This window comes from Amylibacter sp. IMCC11727 (assembly GCF_029854195.1).
Lineage (GTDB): Bacteria > Pseudomonadota > Alphaproteobacteria > Rhodobacterales > Rhodobacteraceae > Amylibacter.
In genome coordinates this window covers 3350169-3364207 of record NZ_CP122960.1, presented here as the reverse complement: position 1 = coordinate 3364207, position 14039 = coordinate 3350169, and the positions used below count along the sequence as shown (strand labels likewise).

Genomic DNA, 14039 nt, shown 5'->3' with positions numbered 1-14039 from the left:
GTCATTATTCAGCGGCGTCGCGGTAGGGCGCGCCCTCGCCATAAGGCACATTGATGCCACCGTAACGGCGCACACGCACGTTGCACTGTTCGGCGTGGCCGACGAACCCTTCGAGCATGCACAGCCGCGAGCCGTATTCGCCCATGAGGGTTGCAGCCTCGTCCGTGGTGATTTTCTGGTAGCTGTGGGTTTTGAGGTACTTGCCAACCCAGAGACCACCCGTGTAGCGGCCTGCCTTTTTGGTGGGCAAGGTGTGGTTGGTGCCGATCACTTTGTCGCCGTTTGATACGTTCGTACGTGGGCCGAGGAAGAGGGCGCCATAGCAGGTCATGTTTTCAAGGAACCAGTCATCGCGGTCGGTCATGACTTGGACGTGTTCAGATGCGATATCGTCCGCAACGGCAAGCATTTCATCGTAAGTGTCACAGAGGATCACTTCGCCGTATTCTTCCCAAGACACAGACGCCGTGTCGGCGGTGGGCAGGATTTTCAGGATGCGGTCGATTTCAGCCAATGTGTCATCCGCCAGCTTTTGCGAGTTGGTCAGCAGGACTGCGGGGGAGTTGTAGCCGTGTTCGGCTTGGCCGAGCAGATCGGTCGCGCAGAGTTCGCCATCCACGGTGTCATCCGCGATAACCATGGTTTCGGTTGGGCCTGCGAACAGGTCGATGCCCACGCGGCCAAACAACTGGCGTTTGGCTTCGGCGACAAAGGCGTTGCCTGGGCCGACGAGCATGTGCACGGGGTCGATGGATTCGGTGCCAAGGGCCATTGCGCCAATGGCCTGAATGCCGCCCATGACGTAAATTTCATGTGCGCCGCCCAAGTGCATGGCGGCGATGACGGCTGCGTTGGGTTTGCCCTGAAACGGTGGCGTGCAGGCGATGATACGCGGCACACCTGCCACGGAGGCGGTGGCGACGGACATGTGGGCAGAGGCGACCATCGGAAATTTACCGCCTGGCACGTAACAGCCAACGGATTGCACGGGGATGTTTTTGTGCCCCAAGATCACACCAGGCATCGGCTCAACTTCGATATCGAGCATGCTGTCGCGCTGGGCTTGGGCGAAATCGCGCACGTTTTGCTGGGCGAATTTGATGTCGGCCAATTCACGGTCTGTCAGGGAGTCAATCAATGCGTCGATTTCATCTTGGGACAGTTTGAAAGACGCAGGAGAATAATTGTCGAATTTTTCCGACAATTCGCGCACGGCGGCATCACCCCCTGTTTCAATCTGTTTCAGCGTGCTTTCCACAATTGCGCGTGTTTTTGCATCGTCGTCTGCGCGGGCTTCGGCGCTGCGGGCGGTTTTAAGATACGTGATGGCCATATGATGTGTCCTATCTTGTGAATTACTGTGGGGCAGGCGGTGTTTTCTCGCCGCGATCAAAGGCTTCCCAGCCCATCCCGTTGAAAACATCGACGCCGAGTTGCGCGAGCACATGGGGGAAATCCACCATGACCCAGTTGTCTACGATTTTGCCGTCCACGACTTTCCAGAAATCCATGTAGCGAATTTCGATGCGTTTGCCCGAAGCGGGAACGCCCATGAAATCGCCGCCGTGGGTGGCTTCTTGGCGGCCAAAAGCAGCGGCCCATTCGCCCATATAGAGACGGGCTTCATCCACGCAGACCTTATCGTGAAACGCGGCTTGAAACGGTTTTTGCCAGTTATCCTGAAACTCGCGAATGCCGTCTTTGGTGCCGCAACCCGTGTTGCCCATCCAGCGGAAGGTTTCGGAAAAGAAATCGCCAATATCTGCGATGCGGTGGTCATTCAGACCATCCACCATGCCTTCGATTACAGCACGGGTTTGCGCGGTTTTGGCCATGTCTGTATCTCGTGACAAGACGGCTTGTTCTGGGCGGGAGCCTTTCATTTGGCACCTTTCTTGAGTTTGTGCTCAGGTTGTTACCTGTGTCAGCCATACGCGGCGGATTGGATCAGGCGACCCGATCCCCCGAGGTTGCATTAAATGCGTGGCATATTTCGGCAGGGACGGAAATTTCCACCATATCGCCGATTTCAGCGCGGAAATCTTTGTGGGCTTTGACCGAGACCATTTCACCGCCAGCCTTGATCGTGACCATCGTGGCATCCCCAAGCAGTTCCATCGTGTACACAGGCGCTTTGAGCTGGCCCCCTGTTTGGGCGAGGGACGCGTCTTCGGCGCGAAAGCCGAGCGTGAGCGGGCCATCAGGTGCGTTGACACCGGGGATTGTGCAATTTTCAGCTGTGAAAGTGCCGTCTTTGACCGATCCGTTCATCAGGTTCATGGCAGGAGAGCCGATGAAGCTTGCCACAAATGTATTGGCAGGATTGTCATAAATATCGGTGGGGGTGCCAACCTGTTGCACGACCCCCGCTTTCATCACAACAACGCGGTCAGCAAGGGTCATCGCTTCGATCTGGTCATGGGTCACATACACGGTTGTGACCTTCAATTCGTGGCTGAGGTTCTTGATCTGCGCGCGCGTGGACACACGCAGTTTTGCATCAAGGTTGGACAAAGGTTCGTCCATCAAAAATACGTTTGGTTCGCGCACAATGGCACGAGCGAGCGCCACACGTTGACGTTGGCCGCCTGACAATTCTGCCGGTTTGCGGTGCAAGAATTCATCCAGTTCCACCATAGCAGAGGCTCGGCGTACTTTTTCATCATGGGTGGCTGGGTCCACTTTGCGCACCATCAGCGGAAAGCGGATGTTTTCATACACATTCATATGCGGATAAAGCGCGTAGGATTGGAACACCATGGCCACATCACGGTCTTTGGGATCTAGGTCATTCACGACCTTGCCGTCGATGATGATTTCCCCTTCAGTGATATCTTCGAGCCCAGCAATCATGCGCATCGTTGTGGTTTTGCCGCAACCTGACGGGCCAAGAAGAACCAGAAATTCTTGATCAGCAATGGTCAAGTCGAAGTTATCGACGCCCACAAAGCTGCCCCATCGTTTGGACAAATTTTTAAGTTGGATTTCGGCCATGACGTGCCTTTCGGAATCGCAAAGAAGGTGACAATCTGAAAAACACTAGACTCGACGGCGGGGCTAGGGCAAGAGTTTTTTGCAAACGTATGCAAAAGCTGGGAGGCGGTTCAAATGAAAGTCGATGCGCATCACCATTTATGGGATTTAAACGCAGTGCATTATCCGTGGTTGATGGAAGACGCGGTGCGGTTCTTTGGCGATCCAAAGCCGATTGCGCGCGATTACCTGTTGGCAGAGTTTTCCAGCGATGCGCGCGCCCACGGGTTTGACGCATCTGTGCATATCCAAGTGGGCGCGGCGGATGGTAAGGCCGAGGCGGATTGGGTGGACATGGTTGCGGCACGGTCCACGAATTGGACCATGGTGCAGGTGGTGTTTTGCGATTTGACCGCCCCTGACGTGGTGGCGCAGCTGGATGCCTTTGCGGCCATGGACAGTGTCGTTGGCGTGCGTCAGATCGTGGGCCGTGCCCCCGAAGAAGATGCAAAGACGGGGACAAATGATCTGTTGGACAATCCTGATTTTGTCAAAGGATTGCACGCTGCGGCGGCGCGGGGATTGTCGTTTGACTTGCAACTGATCCCAGAATTGATGCCGCGCATGGCCGAAGTTTTGGCCCAAGTGCCAGACCTGAAGGTCGCGTTGTGTCATGCGGGATCACCCCATGATCGCAGTACGGATGGGCTGGGCCTTTGGGCGGAAAACCTGCGGCATTTGTCTGCGCTGCCAAATTTGTGGTGCAAACTGTCTGGACTCGGCATGTTTGATCACGATTGGACACCGACTAAGATCAAACCGATTGTTAGCCAAGTTCTTGCGCAGTTTGGGGCGGATCGCGTGATGTTTGGATCGAACTTTCCAGTGGACAGTTTAAGCAGCGACTATCACACTCTGATCAACGCCTACGAGGAGCTGATCCCCAAAGGCGACCAAAATGCGGTGTTCGGAGGGACGGCCAGCGCGTTCTATTTTGACGGGAGACAATAATGGCGGAGTACACAGGACCAGAGATTTGCGCGAAACCAGCCCGCGACGTTGTGGAAATGTTGCGCCGCAAAGAGGTGTCGCCCAAAGAATTGCTTGATGCGTCTTATGAGCGGATGGATCAAGTTGGCGACGCGGTAAACGCCACCGTGACCCAGTGCCGTGAACGGGCCTATGCGCAGATTGATGCGATCAAAGACACTGACCCGAGCGCGCCTGGCTGGCTCGGTGGTTTGCCGATTGGGATTAAAGACCTGAACGAAGTCAGCGGCGTGAAAACCACTATGGGATCATGGGGAATGCGCGATTACATTTCGCCCAATTCCAGCCCCTTGATGAAAATCATGGAATCCCGCGGTGCGATCACAACGGGCAAAACGAACACGCCCGAATTTGGTGCTGGTGGGAACACATTTAACGATGTGTTTGGCTATACACGCAACCCGTGGGACACACGCAAAAATGCGGGCGGATCATCTGGCGGCGCAGCAGCATCACTGGCTGTGGGAGAAACATGGCTGAGCCATGGGTCCGATCTGGCGGGCAGTTGCCGCACCCCTGCGGGGTATTGTGGTGTGGTCGGATTGCGCCCAACCCCTGGACGCGCTGGCGGCGGCCCGGGCCCTGCGGGGTTTTTGAACGAAGGCATCAGCGGACCACTGGCGCGGGATGTAGAGGACTGCGCGTTATTTTTGGACAATATGACGGGGTTTGATCCGCGCATTCCTCTGTCCCTTCACGCGCCCGAAGTTTCGTTTCAGGATGCGTTAAAACAGGAAAAGAAAAACATCCGCATCGCGTTTTCAGAGGACCAAGGCGGGTTTGCCCCCGTGGAGCGCGAAGTGCGCGATATTCTGTCTGGTGCGATGCAGATTGCGCAAAAATCTGGGATGACGGTGGAAGAAGACTGCCCCGAAATGCCAGCACTCTACGACAGCTACGTGGCGTTGCGCGGAATGCACTATGGGGCGGTAAACAACTTTGTGCCTGATGAGGTGAAGAAACACTTTAAGGCAACCTTGCAGGAAAACATTGATGTGGGCGTGCAGCAAACGAGCCATGATATTTATCTGGCGCAGCGTGGACGCACCGAAGTGTATCAGCAGATGCGTGTGTTTTTGAACGATTTCGATGTGCTGGCGATCCCAGTTGTTGGGCTGGAACCTGGACCTGTAGAACAGGAATGGCCGCCCGTCGTGGATGGGATGGAAATGCCTGATTATGTGGATTGGCTGCGATTTTCTTTCCTTGCCACTACAGCGGCTTTGCCCGCCTTGGCAATGCCTGCAGGCTTTACCAAATCAGGGATGCCGATTGGTATTCAATTGATTGGCCCGCCCAAAGGGGACGCATTGGTGTTGCAGGTTGGATTGGCGTTGGAACGGGCGTTAAACTTGCCCAAGACGCCGATTGATCCAAACGTGACCCACGTTTAATCGAGCGTGAACGCGTGCGGAAGTAAGTCCGAGATTGTGTGGATCATGTGCTCGCCCGATTGGTTGGTGCAGATTACGGGGATGTCTGTTCCGTATTCATAAAGCACTTGGCGGCAGATGCCGCAGGGGGTGATTTTTGTGTCCGTGGCATTGGTGACGGCCACCGCTTTGATCCCACGCTTGCCTTGGGACAAAGCAGAAGCAATGGCGCTGCGCTCAGCGCAGATTGTGGCCCCAAAGCTGGCGTTTTCGATGTTGGCGCCGCGCACGATCGAGCCGTCTTCCATCAACAATGCTGCCCCAACGGTGAAGTTGGAATAGGTGGCGTGCGCCTCAGCCATGGCGGCTTGGGCTTCGGCAATAAGGGTTTGGATTTGAGCGTCTGAGAGGGTCATGGGCTGGCCTTTGGTTTTGGATGGAGAGTAGACTGATCGGGCGCATGCGGCAACGGGCGTTGCGGTGCGTATTTGTGGAACAATGAAGCGAGGCGTTAAGATGGATGTGCAAGAGGCGCGAAAACGGTTGGCGTTTTTGGAGCGAGCCGAAGCGTTGAAAGACACGTTTCGATCTGGTTTCACCTCTGGTGGGCGGTCTGAGGATACGGCGAGCCATACGTGGCGATTGTGCCTGTGGGTGCTGGTGTTTGAAGATCAGCTGGCGGGTTTGGACATGGCCAAGATGCTGAAAATGGCGGTGCTGCATGATCTGGGTGAAGCGGTGTCTGGTGACATTCCCGCAACGGAGCAAGTTGGGGATAAGAGTGCAGACGAGCGAGCGGATTTCATAGAGTTGTTGGGGGATTTACCTGATCCAGACGCGTTTCTGTCGCTGTGGGACGAATACGATGGGGCCACATCGGACGAGGCGAAGGTGATCAAGGGATTGGATAAGTTAGAAACGATTTTGCAGCACACGCAGGGCAAGAACCCTGCGGATTTCGATTATGGATTTAATCTGGGGTATCGGCGGGAGGCTACTGCAGGGCATCCGTTGTTGAAGATGTTGCGTGCAATGGTGGATGAAAAGACGCGTGGTCGGATGGAGGCGAAAGTTAATAAAGAATTACGCTAGACGCGTCTTGTATGACGCGTCTAGCGTAAGCGTTTGTTAAGGTTTGAGGCGCTCGGTACAGCCGTGGCCCACCTACTTATGATATGGCTGCCCAATCGCCGCGGGGGGTTTGGGTTTGCCGATGAACCCTGCAAGCAACAGAACGGTGAGGATGTAAGGGATCGCTTGCATAAGTTGGCTGGGGATTTCGCCGATGAGCCACAGTTCAAAACCTTCGAGCCGCGCAGTGGATGCCTCTAGAAAGCCGAACATCAGACAGGCGAAAAATGCAGTGAGGGGTTTCCAGTTGCCAAAGATCACTGCCGCCAGCGCGATGTAGCCTTTGCCTGCTGACATCTCTTTTACAAAATTGCCGCCTTGCGCGATGGACAGATAGGCCCCTGCAATTCCACACAACGCGCCACCAATGATCAGCGCGCGGTAGCGCAGCCATGCGACCGAAATACCAGCGGAATCAACCGCCTTTGGCACTTCGCCAACCGCGCGCAGGCGCAAGCCAAAGCGGGTTTTGTACAGGACAAATGCTGTGAGCGGGATCGTCAACAGTGCCACATAGACCAGTAGGTTGTGGCCTGAAATCAATTGTCGATAGATGCTGCCAAGGATCGGCACGCTGTCCATGATTTCAACGCCCCACCATTCAATCGGGGTGAAACGGTCTTCTTTGGGCAAAGACGGCGTTTGGCCGCCCCGTTTGAACAAGGCAATGCCAAGGACAATGGTCAGACCCGAGGCGAGGAGGTTAATGGCAACGCCTGACACGACCTGATCGCCTTTGTGCGTGATGCAGGCAAAGCCGTGGATCAGGGACATGGTGATACCCGCGAGCATGGCACAGCCAAGGCCAAGCCACGCATTTCCTGTAAGGGCCGTGATGGTGGCGGCGACAAACGCACCTGACAAAAGTTTGCCTTCAAGGCTGATATCAACAATGCCAGAACGTTCAGAAAAAATGCCCGCCATGGCGCAGAACATCAAGGGGGTTGCGATGCGCAACGTGGCATCAAATGTCAGCAGCAGTTGGTAGAGGAAATCAGCCATTTGATGTCTCCTGCTTTGCGGTGAGCCGTGCGATCAGTCGCGCGAGCGGGGGATTGAACATGTAGGCGAGCGCACCTGAGAACAGGATAATCATGCCTTGGATCAGCAGCACCATTTCGCGGGTGATAACGGTGAATTCGAAATCGAGTTCAGTGCCCCCTTGAACCAGAGCACCAAACAACAGCGCCGCAAGGAAAATGCCTACAGGATGGTTGCGCCCCATCAACGCGACCGCGATGCCCGTGAAACCATAGCCAGCGGTAAAGCCAAGGATGAGTTTGTGGCTGACCCCTTGAATTTGGTTGATGGCCATAAGACCCGCAAACGCCCCAGAAATGGCCATGGTGATGATGATGACTCGGGCCACGTTGATGCCAGAATAATGCGCGGCTTCTTGATTTTGGCCGATGGTACGGATTTCAAACCCAAGACGAGAGCGCCAGATCAGAACCCAGAAAAACAACGATGCCAGAAGGGCGATCAAAAAGCTGGCGTTGAGCGGGGTCGATGCGGTTTTGATGCCAATCCATGCGAACATTTCATGTATTTTGGGCAACCACGTTTGTTCTGGCAAAAGCCCTGATTGAGGGGATTGTTGGCCTGCTTCGAGCATGGGCCCTGCCAGCAGCCAGACGAGCAATGCAGCGGCAATGAAATTGAACATGATGGTGGTAATCACGATATGCGAGCCGCGTTTGGCTTGCAGGTATCCAGGCACAATGCCCCAAGCCGCCCCAAACACGGCGGCACCAGCAACCGCAAGCGGGAGGGCAAGAAAGCCAGAGACAGGTGCCAGTGCGAAGGCCACCAATGTGGCCCCAAGCCCCCCCAACGATGCCTGACCTTCGGCACCGATGTTAAAGAGCATAGCGTGGAAGGCCATCGCAACCGCCAGACCCGTAAAGATAAAGCTGGTGGTGTAAAACAGCGTGTAACCGAGCGCGCCTTGGTAAACAAACGCGCCGTTGATCATAACCTTCAGCGCGGCAAATGGGTTTTCTCCGATGGCAAATATGACTAGGCCACACACCGTTAAGGCTGCCAGCAAATTTATCAGCGGCAGCAGCAAGATATCGGCCCAGCGGGGCAATGGAGGAGTCGGCTTGCTCATGCGGCGGCCTCTTGTTTTTGACCCGCCATCATCAGGCCGAGCGTTGATCTGTCTGCTTTGTCTGCATCAATGATGCCAACGTTTTGGCCATCGCACAGGACCATGATGCGGTCTGACAGGGACATGACTTCGTCGAGTTCTACGGAGACCAGCAGAATTGCACAGCCAGCATCGCGCAGTTCCAGCAGTTGTTTGTGGATAAATTCAATGGCGCCCACATCGACGCCCCGTGTGGGCTGGCCAACAAGCAGAACACCAGGATTGGCGGAAAATTCGCGTGCGATCACGATTTTCTGTTGGTTGCCCCCTGAAAAGTTGGCGGCGCTCAGTCGGGGGTTAGACGGGCGCACATCGTAATGGGCCATTTTGTCTTCACAGTTCCGCTGAATATCGGCGTAGTTAAACAGCTTACCGCTGCCCGCTAAATCCGTTTCATGAAAGCCGAGGATCATATTTTCGCGCGCCTCGAAATTCAGGATCAGGCCGTGGGTGTGGCGGTCTTCGGGAATGTGGCCCACGCCAAGATCGCGGATTTTGCGCGGGTTGGTGGCGTCTTGGTTGGTTACTTCCGTGCCCAGCACGTTGATCGAACCCGTGGTCAGCGGCAACATCCCTGCGAGGGTTTCCATCAATTGGGTTTGTCCGTTGCCAGACACCCCTGCCACGCCAAGGATTTCACCGGAGCGAACCTCGAAGTTGATATCCTCCAACTCCACCACGCCTTGGCTGTTGGTATAGCCGAGGTTCTTGGCAGAAAAGCGGACTTCGGCAGGTTTGGCGGGGGTGTGGTCCACTTCGAGCAGGACTTCGCGCCCGACCATGAGTTCGGCCAATTCCTGCGGGGACGTGTCCGCCGTTTTACGGTGCCCGACCATTTCGCCTTGGCGCATAATGGATACCGTGTCGGTGATGTCCATGATTTCGGTCAGTTTATGGGTAATCAGCAGCACAGACACCCCGTCGTCGCGCAGCACCTTGAGGATTTCGAATAATTGGTCGGCTTCTTGCGGGGTCAACACCCCTGTGGGTTCATCAAGGATCAGAACCTTGGCCCCGCCTTTCAGTGCTTTAATGATTTCGACCCGTTGGCGCTGGCCCACATTCAGATCGGACACCAGTGCGTGCGGGTCTACATTAAGGTTATAGGTTGAGGACAGATGCGTAAGCCGTTCAAGGGCGGTGGCACGACCTTCGGTCAGTGTTAGCCCCCCTTCGGAGCCGAGCATGACGTTTTCTAAAACGGTAAAGGTCGGGACCAGCATAAAGTGTTGGTGAACCATGCCGATGCCATGTTCGATAGCATCTGCGGAAGAACGCACATCCACCTGTTTGCCACCGAATGCAATGGTGCCTTTATCGGCGCGGTGCATCCCATAGATGATGTTCATCAGGGTGGATTTTCCTGCGCCGTTTTCCCCGATAATGCCGTGAATGGATCCTGCGGAAACCGCCAAATCAATGTCTTTATTCGCGTGGACGAGGCCAAAAGATTTGGACACATCGTTAAGTTCGAGCGCGTAAGTCATTTCCATCCCTCACCCTGTTTAAGGTGTTTCCCCGTGGGTCTGTGCCCAGCTTACGATTAGGCTCGGCGCGCGAGCATAGACGAAAGCTGATAAGAGAAAGGGGCAGCCGCGATGGGCCGCCCCCGAATTTTAAACGCTTACATTTTGCAAGTGTTGTCGGAACGGTAATCGTGAACAACGATTTCGCCAGAAGAGATTTTTGCAGAAGCAGCGTCGATTGCGGCTTTCATCTCGTCTGTGATCAGGGATGCGTTGTGCTCGTCCAGTGCCCAGCCAACGCCACCTTCTTTTACGCCCAAGATGCGAACACCCGTGTCAAAGTTACCTGACATTGCGTCTTTCATTGTGTCGTAAGCAGCAACATCAACGCGCTTCAGCATGGATGTCAGAACGGAACCTGGGTGAATGTGGTTTTGGTTTGAATCCACACCGATGGACAATTTGCCAGCGTCTGTTGCAGCCTGCAAAACACCAACGCCTGTGGCACCAGCTGCCGCGTATACAACGTCTGCGCCACGGTCGATTTGCGCTTGTGTCAGCTCGGCGCCTTTTGTTGGGTCATTCCAAGCAGCAGGCGTTGTACCTGTCATGTTTTGCAAAACTTCTGCATCTGCATTCACAGCCTTTACGCCCTGCTCATAGCCACAGCCAAATGCACGGATCAGCGGAATATCCATGCCGCCAACAAAGCCAACTTTGCCTGTTTTAGAGGCCATCGCAGCCGCCATACCAACAAGGTAGGAGCCTTCTTGCTCTTTAAAGCCGTATTGGCGCAGGTTCGGGTGATCCAGCCATGACACGTCGATGATTGAGAAGTTCACGTCTGGGTTCGCCGCAGCAACCGCAGAAATCGCATCTGCCTGTGCAAAGCCCACACCCAAAACGATGGTTGCGCCGCGCTGAACCATTTTTTCCATGGCTTGTTGGCGTTGTGCTTCGTTGGTGACTTCGAATTCCATCACTTCAACACCAGTCTCTTCTGAGAACTTTTTGATGCCGTTGTACACGCCTTCGTTAAAGGATTTGTCGAACTTGCCGCCCATATCGTAGATAACGGCTGGTTTGAAATCTTCTGCAAATGCAAAAGATGCGACTGCTGTGAACGCGCCAGCGAGCAGTGTTGTGAAAGTCTTTTTCATGGGTTTCTCCTAGTTGGTGGCGCGAGCAGTCGCGCCTTGGTTTTTAACGGTGCGCGATTACCCGCGCTGTCCGATCTCTCTTAATCTTTCTTCCAGAAACTCGCCTGCGGTTTGATGATCCAACTGCACGTCTGGGCGCGGGTGCATAAACAGCGGAAGCGAGTAGCGGGATTTGTTTTCTTGCGCGGGCGGGTTCACCACGCGGTGAATCGTGGATGGATAGTACTGACGCGACGCGCGTTCCAACATATCGCCCGCATTTACGTTGATGTAGCCCGTGCCGCACGGAATGTCATGCCAGTTGCCGTTCACATCCTGTGCCTGCAAGCCTGGTTCGGACCCTGTGACGAGAAGGGTGATCAAATTGATATCCCCGTGCGCGGCGGCGCGTACTTCGCCTGGCTGTACGTCATCAGGCAGCGGTGGATAATGCAGAACGCGCAGTAGGTGGGATTCGGAATTCTCGATCATATCTTCGAATGGCATGGACAGTTGTGATTTCACATCTTCCGGTGTCACTTGATCGAGCCAGCCGAGCAGCATTTTCCCCATGTTGACCATTTTGGAATGAAAATTCTTGGTCACGTCCGACACGCCATCTGGCAGATCGTTTTTCTGATAAACGTGATAGAATTCTTTCAAATCCTTCTGCGCGGCCCCTTTGGCGTTTTCAGATTTATACCCGAAATAGCCAGATGGATCGCCCATTTCTGTGGCGTCATCAAGTTTGCTGTCATCAGCAAAATAAGGCTGCCATACGTCGTACATGGCGGAAATTTCGGACATGTCGATGTCGTGATCTTTGATCACGGCAAACCCTGTTTCACGCAAGGATTTTGCAAATTTCTCAGGGGCGTCTGGGTCAGATGGGCTGACGGCGAGTACGGAAAATTCTGTCATTTCAGTCTCCTTAAAAACCAGTTTCGATCATGGATAGAAACCGTTGTTTTACACCTTCGACGTCGACGTCCATCGGGACCTTGTGTTTGGGTCGGGAAGGATCGGCAGACCGAACGGTCTGACCTATGCGAGCGCCGTCCACGATAACCTCTAGGGCGTGGGTTTCAATGGTAAAATATTGGGGGTCGGTCAGGGCAATGATTGCCGACGGGTCGTGCATATCGCAACCCCGCTTGCCGTAATGGGAGGCGTAGAAGTCAAAGTAGAACTGTACGGCTTCGTTCAAGAAACCCCCGATTTTGGGGGCGGCGGCTTCCAGACGATCGAAATCGGCAGGCACGCATTGCACGCGGGTGGTCACATCAAGCCCAACCATGGTGATATCCCAATCGGCAGCAAAGACGATGTCAGCGGCGTGCGGATCGTTCCAGATGTTGGCTTCGGCATATTCGGTGACGTTCCCTTTATCGAGCCCGCCGCCCATGATGTAGACCGCTTTGGTTTTGGCCGCGATAGTAGGGTCGTGTTGCAAAGCCAGCGCGATATTCGTCAGCGGGCCGATGGGGCAGAGAATGATCTCGTTCGGGTTTTCGTTGATCATGCGGCAGATAAACTCATGCGCGGGTTCGCCAACAGGTGCGCCTTTGATCGGTTGCGCGGGCATTGTGCCAAACCCTTCGGTCCCGTGAACATAATCCGATACGCCGTTTGGCTCCATCATCAGCGGCACATTTGCGCCTTTTGAAACGGGGATGGCTTGGCCCATCTTCTCTGCCAGCACAATCGCGTTGCGTGCTGCGATATCGGCGGTAACGTTGCCAAACACGCCTGTCATGCCAACGATATCAATGTCAGGGTGCAGCGCTGCGTAGAAAATCGCCATGGCATCGTCGATGCCCGGATCGGTGTCGATGATGATTTTATGGGTCATGGGTTTTCTTTCAGGAACGTCAGAACTTCGTCGCGCATCGGGATCGCAGGGGCGGCCCCTGCGCGGGTCACTTGAATCGCAGAAGCAGCGGCGGCAAAACGCAAGGCCTTGGCTGGGTTATTCGACAGCGTAAATTCTGCCATAAACGCACCAAGAAACGTGTCGCCAGCACCTGTGGTATCTTGTGGAGACACGCTGAAAGCGGGCTGGTGAATGGTTTCATGATGCGTGTGCAAATCAGCACCTTCGGCCCCTTTGGTCACCAGCAAATAGCGCAAACCGATGTCGCGCGGGTCTTTGCCCAACGCTTCTTGCAAGGCGGCGGCTTCGACTTCGTTCACCGCCAATAGGTCGATATGGTCGAGCATGGGAATGGCATGGTCTGCTTCGAAAGGGGCGGCAGAATAGGCAACACGCAGGTTTTTCGATTTCGCGGATTGTGCCATGTCTTGCACGAGATTGGTTTCGTTCTGACAGATAACCCAATCGGTTTTCGGGTTGGCTTTTTTCAGTGCCGCTTCGATCTGCTCCATTGTAAAGGCTTGGTTCGAGCCGCCGAACAAAACAATCTGATTTTCCGCGCTGTCATCAACAAGGATCACCGCATGACCTGTGTGATCTTCGACGGATTTAATGCCTTCAAGCGACAGGCCAAATTCCGTGATTTGTTCCCGCAGCCATGTGCCGTCGGGACCAACACACCCAAGGTGCAAAACCTCTGCTCCGCAGCGATGTGCAGCGATGGATTGGTTGACCCCTTTGCCGCCCAAATACTTTTCATAACTCGTGCTTGCCAGCGTTTCACCTGGTGTTGGCAGGGTCGCCACACGATACACAAGATCGAGGTTTATGGAGCCAAAGTTGAGGATCATTTTCGTTGGTTTTCGCCACATTTGGAATCAA

The 14039-nt window shown here is 54.6% G+C and carries 14 protein-coding genes; 3 read left to right on the top strand and 11 right to left on the bottom strand.

Translation table 11 applies throughout. The features are described 5' to 3' along the window. Window positions 1-4 precede the first annotated feature (4 nt). From hisD to QBD29_RS16830, 3 genes are all read right to left on the bottom strand, one after another. Complete coding sequence (gene hisD, locus QBD29_RS16840; RefSeq protein WP_280099240.1) at window positions 5-1333, bottom strand: histidinol dehydrogenase; 1329 nt, start codon at window positions 1331-1333, stop codon at window positions 5-7. Between the two features lie 22 nt (window positions 1334-1355). Next, on the bottom strand, window positions 1356-1883 hold the full coding sequence (locus tag QBD29_RS16835) for an ester cyclase (RefSeq protein ID WP_280099239.1): 528 nt from the start codon (window positions 1881-1883) through the stop codon (window positions 1356-1358). 64 nt (window positions 1884-1947) lie between these two features. Beyond that, window positions 1948-2994: an ABC transporter ATP-binding protein gene (locus QBD29_RS16830; protein WP_280099238.1), complete on the bottom strand. Its 1047-nt coding sequence runs from the start codon at window positions 2992-2994 to the stop codon at window positions 1948-1950. Between the two features lie 114 nt (window positions 2995-3108). Here QBD29_RS16830 and QBD29_RS16825 point away from each other — a divergent pair, with 114 nt between their 5' ends. Both QBD29_RS16825 and QBD29_RS16820 read left to right on the top strand, forming a co-directional pair. Next, entirely contained in the window at window positions 3109-3984 is an 876-nt protein-coding gene (locus QBD29_RS16825) for an amidohydrolase family protein (protein WP_280099237.1), read from the top strand. Then, window positions 3984-5417 (top strand): amidase family protein, encoded by a 1434-nt coding sequence (locus tag QBD29_RS16820; protein WP_280099236.1) that lies wholly within the window; start codon window positions 3984-3986, stop codon window positions 5415-5417. Before QBD29_RS16825 ends, QBD29_RS16820 begins: the two co-directional genes overlap by 1 nt. On the opposite strand, the gene cdd is transcribed toward QBD29_RS16820, so the two are convergent. Continuing rightward, window positions 5414-5812, bottom strand: coding sequence for a cytidine deaminase (gene cdd / locus QBD29_RS16815; RefSeq protein WP_280099235.1), 399 nt, complete (start codon window positions 5810-5812; stop codon window positions 5414-5416). The two genes, QBD29_RS16820 and cdd, sit on opposite strands and share 4 nt — an antisense overlap. Window positions 5813-5912: 100 nt before the next feature. On the opposite strand from cdd, the gene QBD29_RS16810 reads away from it, so the two are divergent. After that, window positions 5913-6488, top strand: coding sequence for an HD domain-containing protein (locus QBD29_RS16810; RefSeq protein WP_280099234.1), 576 nt, complete (start codon window positions 5913-5915; stop codon window positions 6486-6488). Window positions 6489-6560: 72 nt separating this feature from the next. Here the strand turns inward: QBD29_RS16810 and QBD29_RS16805 are convergent, their stop codons facing one another. The 7 genes from QBD29_RS16805 to QBD29_RS16775 all read right to left on the bottom strand — a co-directional run bounded on the left by QBD29_RS16805 (window position 6561) and on the right by QBD29_RS16775 (window position 14008). Next, window positions 6561-7529: an ABC transporter permease gene (locus tag QBD29_RS16805; RefSeq protein WP_280099233.1), complete on the bottom strand. Its 969-nt coding sequence runs from the start codon at window positions 7527-7529 to the stop codon at window positions 6561-6563. Beyond that, the gene (locus tag QBD29_RS16800; RefSeq protein WP_280099232.1) at window positions 7522-8640 is read right to left on the bottom strand and encodes an ABC transporter permease; all 1119 of its coding nucleotides are present in this window, start codon (window positions 8638-8640) and stop codon (window positions 7522-7524) included. The genes QBD29_RS16805 and QBD29_RS16800 overlap by 8 nt, the downstream gene beginning before the upstream one ends. After that, window positions 8637-10172 carry an ABC transporter ATP-binding protein gene (locus QBD29_RS16795; RefSeq protein WP_280099231.1) on the bottom strand — a complete coding sequence of 512 codons (1536 nt, stop codon included), beginning with the start codon at window positions 10170-10172 and terminating at the stop codon, window positions 8637-8639. The genes QBD29_RS16800 and QBD29_RS16795 overlap by 4 nt, the downstream gene beginning before the upstream one ends. Before the next feature lie 131 nt (window positions 10173-10303). Continuing rightward, window positions 10304-11305, bottom strand: coding sequence for a BMP family ABC transporter substrate-binding protein (locus tag QBD29_RS16790; RefSeq protein WP_280099230.1), 1002 nt, complete (start codon window positions 11303-11305; stop codon window positions 10304-10306). Between the two features lie 57 nt (window positions 11306-11362). After that, window positions 11363-12205, bottom strand: coding sequence for a 2OG-Fe(II) oxygenase family protein (locus QBD29_RS16785; protein ID WP_280099229.1), 843 nt, complete (start codon window positions 12203-12205; stop codon window positions 11363-11365). Between the two features lie 10 nt (window positions 12206-12215). Beyond that, window positions 12216-13136 carry a nucleoside hydrolase gene (locus QBD29_RS16780; protein ID WP_280099228.1) on the bottom strand — a complete coding sequence of 307 codons (921 nt, stop codon included), beginning with the start codon at window positions 13134-13136 and terminating at the stop codon, window positions 12216-12218. Further along, a complete protein-coding gene (locus QBD29_RS16775) occupies window positions 13133-14008 on the bottom strand; it encodes a ribokinase (protein ID WP_280099227.1) in 876 nt (291 codons plus the stop codon). The genes QBD29_RS16780 and QBD29_RS16775 overlap by 4 nt, the downstream gene beginning before the upstream one ends. Window positions 14009-14039: the final 31 nt, after the last annotated feature.

What these genes read in the sequence shown, in the direction of transcription:
- hisD (WP_280099240.1), bottom strand. Translation starts at nt 1,333, where the DNA reads ATGGCCATCACGTATCTTAAAACCGCCCGCAGCGCCGAAGCCCGCGCA.
- QBD29_RS16835 (WP_280099239.1), bottom strand. Translation starts at nt 1,883, where the DNA reads ATGAAAGGCTCCCGCCCAGAACAAGCCGTCTTGTCACGAGATACAGAC.
- QBD29_RS16830 (WP_280099238.1), bottom strand. Translation starts at nt 2,994, where the DNA reads ATGGCCGAAATCCAACTTAAAAATTTGTCCAAACGATGGGGCAGCTTT.
- QBD29_RS16825 (WP_280099237.1), top strand. Translation starts at nt 3,109, where the DNA reads ATGAAAGTCGATGCGCATCACCATTTATGGGATTTAAACGCAGTGCAT.
- QBD29_RS16820 (WP_280099236.1), top strand. Translation starts at nt 3,984, where the DNA reads ATGGCGGAGTACACAGGACCAGAGATTTGCGCGAAACCAGCCCGCGAC.
- cdd (WP_280099235.1), bottom strand. Translation starts at nt 5,812, where the DNA reads ATGACCCTCTCAGACGCTCAAATCCAAACCCTTATTGCCGAAGCCCAA.
- QBD29_RS16810 (WP_280099234.1), top strand. Translation starts at nt 5,913, where the DNA reads ATGGATGTGCAAGAGGCGCGAAAACGGTTGGCGTTTTTGGAGCGAGCC.
- QBD29_RS16805 (WP_280099233.1), bottom strand. Translation starts at nt 7,529, where the DNA reads ATGGCTGATTTCCTCTACCAACTGCTGCTGACATTTGATGCCACGTTG.
- QBD29_RS16800 (WP_280099232.1), bottom strand. Translation starts at nt 8,640, where the DNA reads ATGAGCAAGCCGACTCCTCCATTGCCCCGCTGGGCCGATATCTTGCTG.
- QBD29_RS16795 (WP_280099231.1), bottom strand. Translation starts at nt 10,172, where the DNA reads ATGGAAATGACTTACGCGCTCGAACTTAACGATGTGTCCAAATCTTTT.
- QBD29_RS16790 (WP_280099230.1), bottom strand. Translation starts at nt 11,305, where the DNA reads ATGAAAAAGACTTTCACAACACTGCTCGCTGGCGCGTTCACAGCAGTC.
- QBD29_RS16785 (WP_280099229.1), bottom strand. Translation starts at nt 12,205, where the DNA reads ATGACAGAATTTTCCGTACTCGCCGTCAGCCCATCTGACCCAGACGCC.
- QBD29_RS16780 (WP_280099228.1), bottom strand. Translation starts at nt 13,136, where the DNA reads ATGACCCATAAAATCATCATCGACACCGATCCGGGCATCGACGATGCC.
- QBD29_RS16775 (WP_280099227.1), bottom strand. Translation starts at nt 14,008, where the DNA reads ATGATCCTCAACTTTGGCTCCATAAACCTCGATCTTGTGTATCGTGTG.